The sequence below is a fragment of the Pseudovibrio japonicus genome, assembly GCF_014651595.1.
GTDB lineage: Bacteria > Pseudomonadota > Alphaproteobacteria > Rhizobiales > Stappiaceae > Pseudovibrio > Pseudovibrio japonicus.
Genome location: NZ_BMXE01000001.1, coordinates 328,154 through 343,324, shown reverse-complemented (window position 1 = coordinate 343,324; position 15,171 = coordinate 328,154). Strand labels below are relative to the sequence as shown.

Sequence of the window (15,171 nt, the reverse complement as noted above, 5' to 3'; positions counted from 1 at the left end):
GCCATGGCGTTGGAACCGCAAGAACTGATTATCGTTCGCAGGCGTCATAGCGACATGGGTGTCACACCTAAGTCAGGTGTTTGGAAGATTGCTTATGCAGATTTTGCAACAGCAATGATGGCATTCTTCCTGCTCATGTGGCTGGTGAATGCATCTGACGAAGCGTCCCAGCGCAGCATTGCAGGCTACTTTAATCCCATCAAACTCGTTGATACCACAGCCAATCCCAAAGGCATCCGCGACTCGAAAGAAGTTCAGTCGCGAAGTAAAAGCGACGAGGGGGTCGACAACGGCAAGCCCGTTGGCTCTGGCGGCACGGAAAAGAACGGCCCTGTCTCCGGCGGTGGCGCAGATAAACCGGAGCCTGTTTCTGAGCTGGAATCTGGCGAAAACTCCGAGTTTGCAGGTGCTGATGCGGAGGTTGGTAGTGGAAAGCGAACCGGCGTCACCAGTCGCGCGTATGAGCGTGAGGCAAATTATTCAGAAGATCAGCTCTTCGATAACCCCTACGCCATCCTTGCCGCACTTGCAGCAGAGGCTGAAGCCACTGTCAAAACAGATGGCTCGCCGGGCACAGGCGGCATCGGTGCGTTGAAGATGGCAAAAACGCCCGTTCTGTTTGCTCTTCCCAACCGTGATCCCGACGGGCAGGGCCTCGCCGACGGCACTAGCTTCCGCGATCCGTTCGACCCATCCGGCTGGCAAAAGGATGAGCTGCCCGGCAATGCACCTCTACTTGCCCAGATCCCGATCCTCCATGAAAGGGAAGAGGGCATCGCAGCCAATGAATTGACTGTCGAGCAGATCAAGATCTTGGAAGAAGCGTCGGACCTGGCGCGTGGTGGCAAGGTCCTGCCTGCCGTGTCCGGTGAGGCTTCAGCCGACAACTCTGTGATTGTGATCGGTGACGGGCCGGAGGAACAGGGCGAGAAGTTTGCCGAAGGCGAAATCCTGAACCAGCTTGCCCAAACTCAGGCGGAGACTGGAGGCAAAGACGCCGTAATGACACGCCTCGTTTTCGCTGAGGCAAAACGGAACGCCCCAGCCGGCAAGACGGAAACCTCCGATACGCCATCGCTCATCGAGGATGCGGAAGAAATCTATAAGACCTCTGCGATGGAGGCTGAAGAGCCGAAGGTTGAGCCAATCAAGGTTGTTAGCGCTGAGCCTGAAGCTGCGCCTGTGACGCCACTCGCAAAGCCTGCGGAAACGCAAAAGGGCGATGGGTCCGATGATGAAGAAGGCAACAAGCAGCTGGTGACACTGGCCAACGCGGTAGGTGAGGCGCTGGAGGGCGTCAATACCGGCGCCAGTATCGAGTTTACCCACTCAGCTGACGGTGTCCTGATCCGTATCATGGACAACGACGACTTCGGTATGTTTGCCGTTGGATCCTCTGAGCCTCATCCAGCTGTGGTCAAGGCAATGGAAAAAATCGCGACGGTTCTGGAAGATGAAAAAGGCGAAATCATTATTCGCGGGCATACTGATGCGCGTCCCTTCAAATCCAAGAAGAATGACAACTGGCGCCTCTCAACCGCCCGCGCTCACATGGCCTACTTCATGCTTGTCCGCGGCGGTTTGGATGAAAACCGTATCATCGGAATTGAAGGGTATGCCGATCGTCGGCTGAAGGAAGTGGACGACCCGTATGCGCCTCAAAACCGCCGCATCGAAATCATGCTGATGGAAGGGCAGGCCTGATGCCGGTTGGGATTGCAAGACGAGCTGGAATGTCTTTCCTGAAATCTGCACTGCTTTGCACGGGGCTGATGGTGGCTGCGGCCCCAGTTGTAATGACAACGCAACCAGCCTCTGCGCAGATGGTCTCAACGGCGGACCCGGACCTGATGGTTCTGGAACTGCAAATCCTGCAGGATGAGATCATCAAGGGGAACCTTGAAGCCTATAACCTGCTCCAGCCCTCCCTTATTGTCATTGGCCGCCGCTTCCTCCGTCTGGATCCCGAGATCTGGAAACAGGAGCGCAACTCACGAGCGGCCATTGCATTCATGTTAAGCGGTGGCTCTGGATCGGTTTTTCAGGAGCTTGCGGCACAGGGCGTTGTCTTCAATGCGGACCCTAACCTGTTTGCCGGTGCTATGGCTTATTCGCAGGGCAATCGCAAAATGGCGTTGAGTTTGCTGCGTAAGGTTGACCCCATTGGTCTGCCGGTTGCAATTGCAGGGCAGGTGGCTCTGGCACAGGCAATTTTGATCTCCAACGACGATCCGGCAGGGGCGCAGCGTTACTTTGATCTCGCACGTCTGATGATGCCCGGCACCCTTGTTGAAGAAAGTGCCCTGCGCCGACAAGCTCCGATGATTGCAAAACTCGGTGATACGCCAAAGTTCGAGCGGCTGTCCCGCCGCTATCTCTTTCAGTACAGCAATTCCGTTTTCTCATCCGAGTTTCGCGACACGGTGGCAGATGTGATCAGCGGGTCTGACTATCTGACGAAAGAGGATGAATGGGTCCGCGTCTTCCAACTCATTTCTGAGTTTGATGAGGAGTCGCAAAGCATCCTTTTGCTGCGCTTGGCAAAAGCTGCACTCGTCAACGGAAATACTGCGTTTGCGCAACAGGGCAGCACTGCATTCCTGAAGCTTGGTTCCCAAAACACTGAATGGATCAATGAGGCAAAGCTGTATCTGGCCGCCTCCAAAGCATCCAGTGAAGACTGGAAAGCAGCGATTTCCAGGCTGGTTGCAATAAAATCACCAGACCTAAGCAGGGAAAATCAGCTGATCCAGGCCGTTGCAATCACAATGGCAAACTCGATCCGCGAATGGCCGCAGCCAGACCTGTACCCGGCATCTGAGTTTGTCCCTTATGTTCCTAAAGTCGGGTTGAAGAAGAAGCTCTACGACCCGGCGGTGTTCACTCCCTTTGAAAATGCACTGAACGATGCTGATAAAGCTCTGAAAGAGGCCGAGTTTTGATGAATCCCACTCTTCCTAACGTAGATCGTGGTGCCCCTGTTAAAGATCCTGCAAAACCAGTTAAGGACGCAGCATCCTCCGAGAAAGATGCGCGCAAAAACGGGTTTGAGGAAGTGATCGACAAGGTCAGGGATGAAAAAAAGATCCCGGATCGGAAGGATGTTTCCAAGAAGAGCCAGAAGCCTGACACAGCAAATGCTTCTGCGCACTCGGGCGATCAAGAGACTGAAACGAGCAAGACTCTGAATGATCTCCTGAAAATGGCCGGTGCGCTTCCAAAGGAGACTGGTGAAGCCATCGGAACCGCGACAAAAACCGATGATGCGGGCCAGAACGCGCTGAGCGCGGATGATCTTGCGCTGCTCGCGGCAAACATGCAGACAATCAATTCAGCAATGACCGCCGAGCAAAAAACTGCAATGCAATTGAGCTCTGTAACAGGACTTGCAAATGAAGTGGCCGCAACCAGCTCTGGCCGGGGCAGCACCATGGCAGAGGTGCTCAATGCATTGAATGCAAAGGACCTGAAGGGGCTACGCAGTGAGGCTGGTGGCAGCGCTAAGCCTGATAAGACTGCATCTGGTGATGTGAAAACTCCGGCTGCGGGGACGAAACTGGACGGCAGCCCGGCGATCAATCTGCCACAATCTGACGGAAAGTCTTCTGCAGCAAAGCAAGCGGTAACCGATTTCCTTGCAAAGCAGAACATGGCTCAGTCAGATCCGGCAGCAAGTCAAACCGCTGGCAAACCTTCTTCCGGCGGTGAAGTAAAGGTTGTGAGTGTCGAAACACACCTGCCGCCAGCTGACTTGGGACGTCCGGCGCAGCAGGTCGCCAATGCGCTGACAAAGCAAGTTCCCGCCGCAGCAGCAGCCAGAGCCGCAGAAGATCTGGCAGCCCAGACGGCGGACAAGCAAGCGGTCAAGCCAATCAAGGCGTTGGAAATTCAGCTGCGCCCGGATAACCTCGGCGTGGTCCGTGCAAACATCCAGATGCGTGGCGGTGAGTTGGAAATCTCTCTCACGGCAAGCACTCGCGAAGCTGCTGATATGCTGAAGGGCGACCGTCAAGCGCTCGCCCGCGTCCTGCAGGATGCCGGATACCGAACAGAAACCCAAAACATTACGATCAATTTCAAAGACGAGATGGCAGGCCAGATGCGCCAGCTTGGGCAAAATCAGGAGCGCTTTGGTCAGGGCAATAACCCGGAAGGAAGTACGGGAGAGGGCGGGGCTCAACACCATCAAAATGAGCAGCCGCAAACCGATTATGCCGGAGCAGGGCAGAATGAAGCGGACAATCAAGATATTCGCAGCGGCATCTATCTGTAGCCTGATTGCAGTCTCCGCACATGCGGCCGGTACTAAGAAAGCAGTGCGCCTGTGCGAACGCCAGATGCAGCAAGCCGCACAACGGTATGATGTCCCGCTCGGCATCCTTTACGCAGTTGGTCTGACTGAGACTGGCCGGAAGGATTCCCTGCATCCGTACGCATTAAATATCGCAGGCAAACCGTACTTCGCACAGAACGCTTCTCAAGCATTGGCTGCAATCAAAAGCTCACAAAAGCGGGGAATAAAGCTCATCGATGTTGGCTGTATGCAGATCAATGTCCATTACCACCGCGACAAGTTTGCAAGCCTAAAAGCCATGCTCGATCCTGCACAAAATGTAAGATACGCAGCGCGGTTCCTTGCTGAGCTGAAGCAGCGCGAAAAAAGCTGGACAATGGCTGTTGCCAGATATCACGCAGGGCCGGACAACGACCCGGCGCAAAAGCGCTATGTATGCCGCGTGATCAATAACATCGTCGCCGCCGGTTATGGTCGCTGGACGCCGAATTCGTTAAAATTTTGCAAATAATTCAACGGCTTTAGGGTCAGGCTCAGACAAGATTAACAAGCTTTACTGGCGGGAGTTAATTTTGCAATTGATGTAGCCAGGAGCTGATTATGGGCCTCTACGGAATTATGAATACCAGCGTGTCAGGTATGAACGCGCAGTCGAATAAACTCTCAACTGTTGCCGACAATATCTCCAACGCAAACACCGTAGGCTACAAGCGCTATAAAACTGCATTCTCCTCGCTGGTCGGCTCAGGCGGCGGATCCGGACACGAATCCGGTATTGTAAACACATCCGTCGTTCAGACAGTACGCCAGCAAGGCGCCTTCAACTTCACCTCTCGCGGAACAGACCTCGCGATCAACGGCAACGGCTTCTTTCAGGTGGAAGATGCCGATGGTGGCCAGTACTACACTCGAGCAGGTGACTTTGTTCTCGACAAAAACGGCCAGATGGTAAACTCCGGCGGCTACAAGTTGCTGTCACAGGGCGGTTCTCCGGTAACTGTCGATCTCAATACTCCAGTCTGGCAGGCGAGTACTCAAGGTGAGCTCGGTGTGAACTTGGCATCTAATACCGTTGCACCTGAGATCCTGGACGAGACAGGTGCCGTTGTTTCTGGTGGCCGACCAACGTCGGGCCTACCAACTGGTTATGATTACAAGACATCAATTAGTACGTTTGATCAGAACGGTAATGCTGTGAAGATAGACGTCGTCTATACGAAACTTTCAGAAACGCAGCATTCGACGACAGGCGATATCTTGGGTTCTGAGTGGCTTGTAGAGGCGGTCGACGAGAATGGTACGAAAATTAAAGCAACGTTACCTCCGCTTGCGACAGCATCTGGTGAGGTGACGCTTGAGTTTGACGGCGATGGAAAATTGGCGGCCGGCTCACCAACGGATTTCTTGTTTAAGGTGCCAAACGGCGAGGTTGTTACGCTCGATCTAAGCAAAACAGTGACAGCTGGCGAGAAATTCAGCGTCAACAAAGTTGATGTGGATGGGTATCAGCCATCAACGATCCAGAACATTCGCGTCGAATCTGATGGGCGCGTGTTTGGTGTGTACGGCAGCAGCGCAGAAAAGCTTCTCGATCAGATTCAGATCGTGAATTTCTCAAACCCGGACGGACTGCAGGCCAAGAGTGGTAATATTTATGCCGCAACCGATGCCTCTGGAGATCCAGCAGTAGGGTTTCCTGGCGATAGTGGGTTTGGTTCTTTGTTTTCAGGAGCGGTTGAAGGATCCAACGTGGATCTGGCTGCTGAGCTAACCGAGATGGTTCAGGCGCAGCGCACATACAGCGCAAACACGAAAGTGTTCAACGCGAGCTCCGAATTGCTCCAAGAGCTGAATAACCTACGCTAAGGGCGGGCAGAATGTCTCTTACTTCAGCAATGCTCACGGCGCAGTCTTCCATCGCAGCTCGTTCAGCTGAGATGGCGATTGCGTCGCGCAATGTCGCAAATGCCAATAATCCCAACTACACGCGCGTTGAAGCAAGTGTTCAGAACATTGTCACGGACACTGGCTCCGTTGTCTATGTGTCTCATGCATCGCGGATGGTCAATCAGGCAGCGTTTAAAGCGACTTTGAAGTCGGGAAGTGCGGCGATCGCATCAGGCTCCTATGCCAAGATGCTCGACCAGCTTAATCCATCCGGACAGGTCCCATTCGGAACAAGTACGGCATCAGGTATCGGCTTGCTTAATGAAAGTCTGGTTGCTTATGCCAATGACCCATCCAATCAGGTAATGGGGCAGTCGGTGATCAACGCCGCAAATGGCCTGGTCGATGACTTGAAGCAATCTGCGCAGACCTTGATCGATGCGCGAATGGAAGCGGACGCTGCAATGGGACGCGCCGTTGACAACATCAATAAGATCCTTTCTGACCTTGAAGGCGTGAACGACAAGATTGTGTCCGGCTCGGCTGCTGGAAACGACGTCAACGGCCTTATGGATCAGCGCGATGAAATGCTGAAAGTCCTCTCAGAGGAAATTGGCATTGAGGTCCTTGAGCAGGACAACAATGGCGTTGCGATCTACACAGATAGCGGTGTCACGCTCTTTGAAAAGTCTGCTCGCGAAGTATCATTTGACCGCTCGCTTTCTCTGGGGGCAGGAGACGTTGGCAAGAATGTACTTGTTGACGGCATCGCTGTTGCAGGTCCCGGCGCGTCTGCTCCGGTGACCGGCGGCGCAATCGCTGGCTATGCAAGAGGCCGCGATGAAGCGCTCGTGACAATGCAAACGCAGCTCGAGGAGGCTGCTGATGCACTTGTCGAGGCATTTATGGAGACAAAGCCGGGTGGCGCTGATCCAAAACACGGGTTGTTCGATTTAGAATCCGGCACAGGCGACTTGGTGAGCCGATTGAAAGTGAACGACGCGGTCAACCCAGCCGAGAATGGCGACATAAACCTGCTACGTGACGGCGGAATTAATGGTGTAGGTTACAAGCACAACACCACAGGCAGCGTGGGTTACTCTGAGCTGCTGAGGGGCTATGAAACTGCACTCAACGCGGACCGCTCTTTTGATCAGGCTGCAGCCGTGAATACGAATTCGACCTTGGCGGATTTTGCAGCCAACACAGTGAGTTGGTTCAGTGCAGAACGTAAAATGGCGGCCGAAAATTCCACGCTTGATGCCTCTGCATTCAGTTCCAATGCGCAAATGCTTTCAAACGATACCGGCGTCAACATCGACACCGAAATGCAACGTCTGCTGACGATAGAAACGGCTTATTCTGCGTCTGCCCGTTTGATGACAGCCGTTGACAAAATGTTCCAGGAACTGCTGGGGGCAGTGAGATAATTATGGTTTATTCGGTTTCGACACTAACAAGTTCACTTCGCCTGACAAATTATCTCATCGACAATCGTGCGCGCTTAGACAATGCCGTGATCGAAAACGCATCTAAGAAGCACGCTGATATGGGCCTCGCTCTAGGTGCTCAGACAGGAACAACCACATCCTTTCGCACCGAGTTTTCGCAGCTCGAGAGCCAGCTAGATACCAACAAACAGCTTGTGACCCGGCTGGAGGTCATGAACACTGCGCTGGACAATGTGCACACCGGAAGCTCCGATTTTCGCTCTGATCTTTTGGCACTGCAGAGTAACTCTGATAGCCTTAAGACAGCCTCCAATCTTGCCTATACCGAGCTGAGCAAACTCACGAATGCCCTCAATACCAATGTCAGTGGTGTTTATGTGTTTGGTGGACTGAACACTGGCACCGCGCCTGTTACTGATTTTAAGAATGGCCCCGAAGCGCAAATCGAGGCAGTTTTTAATAACTACTTTTCGCCTACTAACATCGGTGATGCGGCAACAGCGTCAATTCCAGTCTCTGGCGACGCGAACGGCAAGGATTGGGAGACCTTTCTGCAAAGCACTGGCTTCAACGATCTTTTTGATGCTGGCTGGACACCTCTTTGGTCATCCGCAACCGATGGTAAAATGACCACCACCATTGAAGCAGGCGTGACGACAGATGGCTCGGGATCTGCCAATGAAAAAGCGTTTGGTCAATTGGCTAAAGGCCTCGCCATTGTCGCTGTTTTCGGCAAGTTGGATCTCAGTGTTGAAGCCGAGAAGTTTATCACCAATCAAGCGGTCAATAGCCTGAACGAAGGTGTCGATGGAACCATCGCGGTTGAAGCCCAAAATGGCGCGATCAAGACCAATGTTGAGCGCACAAACACAAGCATTATCGCAAAGCAAGATGTTCTCAACATGCGCATCATTGACCTCGAGAACATCGATGAAAACCGGGCTGCGATCGAACTGAGTCTGGCTCAAACGCAATTGGAAGCCACGTACGCTATCACCGCAAAGATCCAGAACCTGAATATTATGAAGTATTTGTAGGTGTCTAGAAAATTGGTTGGAACACACTGGGAGTACTGAATGTATCAAATGTCTTATGCCGAAACGCTTGAGGACTCTGCTGAGGACAGAAGGGGGCAGGAGCGTGAACTGTTTTCTTTGGTTATCGCACAGCTGCAGGCGGCAAAAGAGGCTGGAACCAGCTCGGGCGAAGCCGCTCAGGCGCTCGTATCAGTCCATCGGCTCTGGAGCATATTGATTGACGACCTTGGAAACTCGGAAAATGCGCTTCCTGCAGCACTAAGAGCAGACCTGATTTCCATCGGGATCTGGTGCGTGAAGCAGGCAGATGCAATTCGCCTCGGCAACTCCGACGACTTCCAGAGCCTTATCGAGATCAATGAGCTCGTTCGCGACGGTCTGAGCTAAGCAAGGGGAAGTTGCATGCGTTTACACCTAAAAGCAGGTGAAAAGGTTTTCATCAACGGCGCTGTTCTGTCATTTGAACAGAAGACGTCGGTGAAGCTCCTAAATGACGCGAGCTTTCTTCTTGAGGCTTATGTCATGCAGCCCGAAGCAGCAACCTCGCCTCTCAGGCAGTTGTATTTTTACATCCAAAACGCATTGATCGACCCCAAAACAGAGCTGGACAGTCTGGAACGGGCACTTCTGATGCTGGCCTCGATCCGGCAGGCACTGCGTAATGCCGAGATCCTTGAGGGCCTTGAGGATGTGGAGATGAAGGTCAAGAAGAAACGCTACTTCGACGCCCTTCGCACCTTGAAGAAGCTATTCGAAGCCGAAAAGACAATTCTATCTGAGACCGCAGATGAAGACACCGACGCCGTGGTAACTCCCCTTGCGCGTGCGGTTGGAGAGAACTAGAGGACTGAATTATGAGTGTTGACCCAGTAGCCTCCGCAAACACTACTTCAATCAACGAGCCGGTCTTCAAGGCGCAGGGCAGCGAGCAGTCCTATCTGGATTACGAAGCCTTCCTGAAGCTTTTCATGGAATCGTTGAAGAGTCAGGATCCCACAGCCCCTCTGGATACCGCCGAATATATGGGGCAGTTGGCGCAGTTCTCGGCGGTGGAGCAGTCTACGAAGACGAACCAAAATCTAACCGCAATGCTTCAGCAGCATTCTATCAATCAGGCCAACAACCTGATTGGTGCTACGTTGGAGGTGCAAAACGCAGATGGAACAGAGACCACGACGGGGGTGATCGAGTCGGTCAGAATCCTCGGCGACGGGTCCATCGCCACACTGGAGGACGGAACTGAGGTGGCTCTTGTACCGGGTATCCATATATCGCGGCCGGAGCCTGAACCTGAGCCAGAACCTGATGCAGACGTTTAAGTTGATCGCGAGATGATCCGGAAATGAATGAGGCAGATGCACTTGATATTGCACGCACCGCAGTTTGGACTGTCATAGCAGCAACAGGACCGGCGGTCGGGGCGGCCATGTTTGTTGGTTTGATTATCGCCTTGTTCCAGGCTCTCACGCAAATTCAGGAAATGACGCTCACGTTCATTCCCAAGATTGTCGTAATTTTTATCCTGGTCGCCATGACCGGGCCTTACATTGGCTCCCAGATCTTCTCGCTAACCGAGCTGGTTTACGGGCGCATAGAGTACGGCTTCTAAGCCTATTCGATCTACAAGTGAGGAGGGGATAGCATCCGCTCAGGCCCCTCCTGACCACCCTCACACAAGCTTCCTTCTTCAATGTCACGGCCTAAGTAGCTCAGTATACTTATACCGATTTGAAGGGTGCGAATGTCTCAGACAGCGACGGGGATTGCTGCTCCAAACAGCAAACGTGATATTGGATTTGCAGTCGGAATTATCTTCATTCTGTCTGTACTGTTTCTCCCCATGCCGACGTTCATGATCGACTTCGGCCTCGCAATCTCAGTCGCTTTTTCCGTTCTGATTTTGATGGTGTCGCTCTGGATTCAGCGCCCGCTGGAGTTCTCCTCCTTCCCGACTATTCTGCTCATCGCAACCATGCTGCGGCTGGCGCTCAACATTGCGACAACCCGCGTTATTCTTGCAAACGGTCATGAAGGCCCTCTAGCCGCCGGGTATGTGATCAACGGCTTCTCGCAGTTTGTCATGAGCGGTGACTTTGTCATCGGCCTGATCGTCTTTGCCATCCTTGTGACAGTGAACTTCCTCGTAATCACGAAGGGTGCCAGCCGTATCGCGGAAGTGGGCGCCCGTTTTACTCTCGACGGTATTCCCGGCAAGCAAATGGCAATCGACGCCGATCTTTCCGCAGGCATGATCGACGATAAGGAAGCTCAGCGCAGACGCGCGGAACTGGAAGAAGAAAGCTCCTTCTTTGGCGCCATGGATGGTGCTTCAAAGTTTGTGCGCGGTGATGCTGTCGCGGGCTTGATCATCACCGTGGTCAACGTGCTGGGTGGCATCATCATCGGTGTTACACGCTATGATATGGATCTGGGCGAAGCTGCCGACGTCTTCACCAAACTCTCCGTGGGTGACGGCCTTGTCTCGCAGATCCCGGCCCTGATCGTTTCTCTGGCAGCAGGTTTGCTTGTCTCCAAGGGCGGAACCAGAGGTTCAACAGATCAGGCAGTGATCGGGCAGTTGGCCGGATACCCGCGCGCGCTTGCTGTTGCCTCCTTGATGCTGTTGCTCTTGTCGCTGCTACCGGGTCTTCCGTTTCTACCATTTGTATTGCTCAGTGGTGTCCTTGGCTTTTCCGCCTACATCATCCCGATCAAGGCGCAGGAGGCTAAGGATGAGCAGGCCAAAGCTGCGCTTCAGAAAGTTGAAATGGAGAAGGAGGTCAAGAAAGAGTCCGTAAAAGACAGTCTTGATCTTGCTGAAATTGAAATGCGTTTGGGCAAACAGCTCACCGCACGTCTTTTGGCTGCCAAGCCTGAGATCGGAAACCGCATCAACAAGATGCGCAAAAAGTTCGCAGAGCAGTACGGCTTTGTCGTTCCAGAGATCAAAGTCACCGACAACCTCAATCTGGAGCCCAAAAGCTACGAGTTCCGTATCCACGGCACTATTGTCGCCTCCGAAAACATCAAGGTTGGCGAGCTGATGGTGATTGGTGGCAACCGGGATCTTCCTGCGCTCCCAGGCACAGAGACACGTGAACCGGCCTTTGGCATGCAGGCTATGTGGATCCCGACAGCGTTTGAACATGAGGTTAAACGACAGGGTTACACAACAGTCGATAACCTCTCCGTTGTCCTGACCCACTTGTCTGAGGTGATCCGAAACAACCTCTCCCAGCTGCTCTCATATAAAGATATGCGCAAGCTGTTGGAGCGTCTGGACCCGGCCTATACGCGCCTGATTGATGATATCTGCCCGCAGCACATTTCCTATTCTGGCCTGCAGGCGGTCCTGAAGCTGCTGCTGGCGGAGCGCATCTCCATCCGAAATCTTTCCCTGATCATGGAAGCCATCGCCGAGATCGCGCCGCACGCTCGCCGACCAGAGCAAATCACCGATCACGTGCGCATTCGCATGGCCACCCAGATCTGTGGCGACATTGCAGGTGAGGGGAGCTTTAAGGTTCTGCGCCTTGGCAACCGTTGGGATCTTGCATTCCATCAGGCCCTTCGCCGCGACACAAATGGCGAAGTCATTGAGTTTGATATGGAGCCAAAGCAGGTCGAAGAGTTTGCCAAGGAAAGCTCAGAGATCATTCGCGACCTTATCTCCTCAGGTCACCGCTTTGCTGTAGTGGTTGCGCCCGAAGCGCGCCAATACGTGCGCATGATTACAGAACGTATGTTCCCTGCATTGCCAATCCTCTCCCATCTGGAAGTGGCGCGTGGTGTTGATATTGAGGCATTGGGAACAATCTCGTGACACTGGAAAATGCCCCGGAAGCCATACTCAGCGTCTTCGTGGTCTTCTGCCGCGTAGGAGCCTGCCTTATGGCGATGCCGGGCTTTTCATCGCCGCGTGTCATGATCCGTGTCCGGTTGTTCATCGCCATATCCGCCACATTGGCAATCTCGCCGCTCATTCTTGTGGTGGTCCAGCCTATCATCGCGGCGGCACCCGTAGATGAACTGCTGCGCATCATCCTGGTGGAGATTTTGATTGGGTTTCTGATCGCGGCATTCGGACGGGCTTTCTTCGGGATGCTGCAAATGATGGCAGGAGCGGCGGCAAACGCCTCCAGCTTCAACCAGCCGGTTGCCATCGTGGAAGAATTTCAGCAGTTACCGCCCATGGCTGGGTTGATCACGCTCTCGGCAACCGCAATGCTGTTCATCACTGGTGCTCATGCTGATGTTTTTATCGGACTGGCCGAGAGCTACCGGACCATTCCGGTGGGCGGTGACTTTGTCCCCGCTGCTGCCCTTGATCAGTTCTCCACCAAGCTCATGCAGGCCATGTTGCTTGCGTTGAGGATCACCAGCCCGTTCCTGATCTACGGAATCGTGGTCAACCTCACGCTGGGTCTCACCAACCGGCTTATGCCGCAAATGCCGGTGTACTTTGTTGCCCTTCCAGCAGTTATGATGGGCGGACTTTTCATTCTCTGGCAGGTCATTGCCGAGCTCTTGCGGTTGTTCTACGCCGGTTTGGGCGATTGGTTGGTATTGCAGTAAGCCCATGGATAAAGCACGTGTCACACGCCTCCGGCGCATCCTGAAAGTTCAGGAACAAAAAGAACAGATGATCAAATATGACATCGCGGTTCTTGAAAGCGAAATTCAGCGCTGCCTGGAAGAGGATGAGGAACTCATCAGTCACTGGGGGCAGCACGAGGGGGAGCTGCGCGAAGTGATGAACCGCGCCATCTCCCGCCGCCTTGACGCAAACAACCGCAATAAGTCTCTCAAGGAGACCCGTAAATCCGAGCTGCTCAACAAACTGCTCGACCAAAAGCGCCAAACCTCCATGACCGAAAAGCATCATGACAAGGCGCAGGTGTCCTTCCAGCGCTCCGAAGAAAAGAAACTTCTTCAGGAAATTGCAGAGCTCCAGGCTGTTCCCGGTAAGGTCAGGTCCAGATAAGTCTGAGAAATTAGGGTCTCTTCGAAGAGATATGCCCTTTTTTGAGAGTAATGGGAGTGCTTATGGCCATTCAGCCTGTCAGCGACCTTGTTCTGGACGTTATAAATCAAGCGGACCCATCCGAAGTCAGAGCGGCAACGCGTGCACTAAAAGCGCCTGCAGTCGTTTCAAAGGACCTGCCTGTTTCCGGGCCGTCCTGGGCGTCAAACAGTTTCTCACGATTTATGGCAGAAGCGGAAACCGCAGCCGGAACTGTAAAGGCAGCAGGGCAGGAGGGCGCCGGGCAGGTAACCTCAATGGCCAACCGCTACTCTCGCGAAATGGAGAGTGCTGACCTTGGCGAAAAACTTGAAGCTGCAGTCCTGCAGAGTTTCGTGAAATCCATGCTGCCGAAAAACACGGAAACAGTCTACGGCGGCGGAACGGCAGGCTCCATGTGGCAGGGCCTGATGGCCGAACAGCTTGCCAATCAGCTTGCAAAATCCGGTTCTGTTGGTCTGGCGGAAATGCTGCTACCGGACACCATTCGTCCAACTCTTCCCAAACAAGAGGCGTAAATGTCTGAGATGATCGACAACCAGAACACTGAACTTGTTCTGCACGATGAAAAACCGGTAGCTCAGGACAGCGGGCGCCGCGAAGGGGCTGACGATTATATCCTGCCGCAAGACTATCTGGCTCTGTCCAGAAGCATCGCGCGCGTTGAAGGTCTGCTTGATGCAGAAAACGAAGCGCTGGTCGGTAAGGGCACCATCGATTTTGAAGAGAGCGCCTACCTGAAAGGCCGCGCCATGCTGGATCTTGATCTGGCAGGCAAAGCTGTTGGCGCTGAAAACCTGCCGAGCGAGATCGTGGTCCGCCTTCAGGCACTTCAGGAAAAACTCTCCGTCAATATGAAACTGCTGTCGACCCAGCTCAATGCTGTCAAAGAGGTGTCTGGCCTTCTGCTCAATGTGATGAAGGAGCACGACTCCGACGGCACCTATGAATCAACCATTGGAAGCTGGTAAGAGCCTATGTTGAAAGTTCTCGTAACCGGAGTTTGGATCTGTATCGTCACCGTAGGTGCAGCCTATTTCACTGCACAGTACAAGACGGAATATGATCCGATGCTGCAAAAGAATGCGCATCTGGAAGGTCTTGATTACCAAAGCACACCAGCCATCAACGTGCCGGTGCTCGAAGATGGCAAGATCTACGGTTACATCGTGGCGCAGTTTGTGTTCACCGTTGACAGCGAGCTCCTGTCAAAGCTGGCAGTTCCGCCACATGCATTCATCGTGGACGAAGCCTTTCGTCTGATCTACAGCAAGGCCGATAAGAAGTTCGCGCAGCTCAAGAAAGCCGATCTGAAGGATTTGACGGAAGAGGTCCGCGACCGGGTCAACAAACGCTTCGCCGCCGATATCGTGCAAGACGTGCTCATCCAGGACTTCACCTTCCATGTGCCTTCAAGCATGAGAGACAACATTGTCGAGAATGCTGCAAAGCAGGCAGCCGCGTCCTGATGGGTAGACC

The 15,171-nt window shown here is 53.5% G+C and carries 17 protein-coding genes; all 17 read left to right on the top strand.

The features are described 5' to 3' along the window. Positions 1-3: 3 nt before the first annotated feature. The 17 genes from IE076_RS01435 to IE076_RS01355 all read left to right on the top strand — a co-directional run bounded on the left by IE076_RS01435 (position 4) and on the right by IE076_RS01355 (position 15,161). Positions 4-1,704: a flagellar motor protein MotB gene (locus IE076_RS01435; RefSeq protein WP_189434710.1), complete on the top strand. Its 1,701-nt coding sequence runs from the start codon at positions 4-6 to the stop codon at positions 1,702-1,704. Positions 1,705-1,733: 29 nt separating this feature from the next. Then, positions 1,734-2,942, top strand: a complete 1,209-nt coding sequence (locus IE076_RS01430) for a MotC family chemotaxis protein (RefSeq protein ID WP_189434708.1) — start codon at positions 1,734-1,736, stop codon at positions 2,940-2,942. Beyond that, positions 2,942-4,273 carry a flagellar hook-length control protein FliK gene (gene fliK, locus IE076_RS01425; RefSeq protein WP_189434706.1) on the top strand — a complete coding sequence of 444 codons (1,332 nt, stop codon included), beginning with the start codon at positions 2,942-2,944 and terminating at the stop codon, positions 4,271-4,273. Before IE076_RS01430 ends, fliK begins: the two co-directional genes overlap by 1 nt. Further along, positions 4,230-4,805, top strand: a complete 576-nt coding sequence (locus IE076_RS01420; protein ID WP_189434704.1) for a transglycosylase SLT domain-containing protein — start codon at positions 4,230-4,232, stop codon at positions 4,803-4,805. The genes fliK and IE076_RS01420 overlap by 44 nt, the downstream gene beginning before the upstream one ends. An 89-nt stretch (positions 4,806-4,894) precedes the next feature. Then, entirely contained in the window at positions 4,895-6,160 is a 1,266-nt protein-coding gene (locus IE076_RS01415; RefSeq protein ID WP_189434702.1) for a flagellar hook protein FlgE, read from the top strand. An 11-nt stretch (positions 6,161-6,171) separates the two neighbouring features. Then, on the top strand, positions 6,172-7,611 hold the full coding sequence (flgK, locus tag IE076_RS01410; protein WP_189434701.1) for a flagellar hook-associated protein FlgK: 1,440 nt from the start codon (positions 6,172-6,174) through the stop codon (positions 7,609-7,611). Positions 7,612-7,613: 2 nt separating this feature from the next. Continuing rightward, positions 7,614-8,669, top strand: a complete 1,056-nt coding sequence (locus tag IE076_RS01405) for a flagellin N-terminal helical domain-containing protein (protein ID WP_189434699.1) — start codon at positions 7,614-7,616, stop codon at positions 8,667-8,669. A 39-nt stretch (positions 8,670-8,708) separates the two neighbouring features. After that, positions 8,709-9,056, top strand: a complete 348-nt coding sequence (flaF, locus tag IE076_RS01400; protein WP_054665161.1) for a flagellar biosynthesis regulator FlaF — start codon at positions 8,709-8,711, stop codon at positions 9,054-9,056. A gap of 15 nt (positions 9,057-9,071) precedes the next feature. Continuing rightward, positions 9,072-9,512: a flagellar biosynthesis repressor FlbT gene (locus IE076_RS01395; protein WP_189434698.1), complete on the top strand. Its 441-nt coding sequence runs from the start codon at positions 9,072-9,074 to the stop codon at positions 9,510-9,512. Between the two features lie 11 nt (positions 9,513-9,523). After that, positions 9,524-9,988, top strand: a complete 465-nt coding sequence (gene flgD / locus IE076_RS01390; RefSeq protein ID WP_189434696.1) for a flagellar hook assembly protein FlgD — start codon at positions 9,524-9,526, stop codon at positions 9,986-9,988. A 23-nt stretch (positions 9,989-10,011) separates the two neighbouring features. Then, positions 10,012-10,278, top strand: a complete 267-nt coding sequence (gene fliQ, locus IE076_RS01385) for a flagellar biosynthesis protein FliQ (RefSeq protein ID WP_189434694.1) — start codon at positions 10,012-10,014, stop codon at positions 10,276-10,278. A 132-nt stretch (positions 10,279-10,410) separates the two neighbouring features. After that, positions 10,411-12,492, top strand: a complete 2,082-nt coding sequence (gene flhA / locus IE076_RS01380) for a flagellar biosynthesis protein FlhA (protein WP_189434692.1) — start codon at positions 10,411-10,413, stop codon at positions 12,490-12,492. Continuing rightward, a complete protein-coding gene (locus tag IE076_RS01375; RefSeq protein ID WP_209008747.1) occupies positions 12,489-13,244 on the top strand; it encodes a flagellar biosynthetic protein FliR in 756 nt (251 codons plus the stop codon). Before flhA ends, IE076_RS01375 begins: the two co-directional genes overlap by 4 nt. A gap of 4 nt (positions 13,245-13,248) precedes the next feature. Continuing rightward, on the top strand, positions 13,249-13,653 hold the full coding sequence (locus tag IE076_RS01370; protein ID WP_189434690.1) for a hypothetical protein: 405 nt from the start codon (positions 13,249-13,251) through the stop codon (positions 13,651-13,653). Positions 13,654-13,715: 62 nt separating this feature from the next. Then, positions 13,716-14,210 (top strand): rod-binding protein, encoded by a 495-nt coding sequence (locus tag IE076_RS01365; RefSeq protein ID WP_189434688.1) that lies wholly within the window; start codon positions 13,716-13,718, stop codon positions 14,208-14,210. Further along, complete coding sequence (locus IE076_RS01360; protein ID WP_189434686.1) at positions 14,211-14,663, top strand: hypothetical protein; 453 nt, start codon at positions 14,211-14,213, stop codon at positions 14,661-14,663. Between the two features lie 6 nt (positions 14,664-14,669). Then, entirely contained in the window at positions 14,670-15,161 is a 492-nt protein-coding gene (locus IE076_RS01355; protein WP_189434684.1) for a hypothetical protein, read from the top strand. Positions 15,162-15,171: the final 10 nt, after the last annotated feature.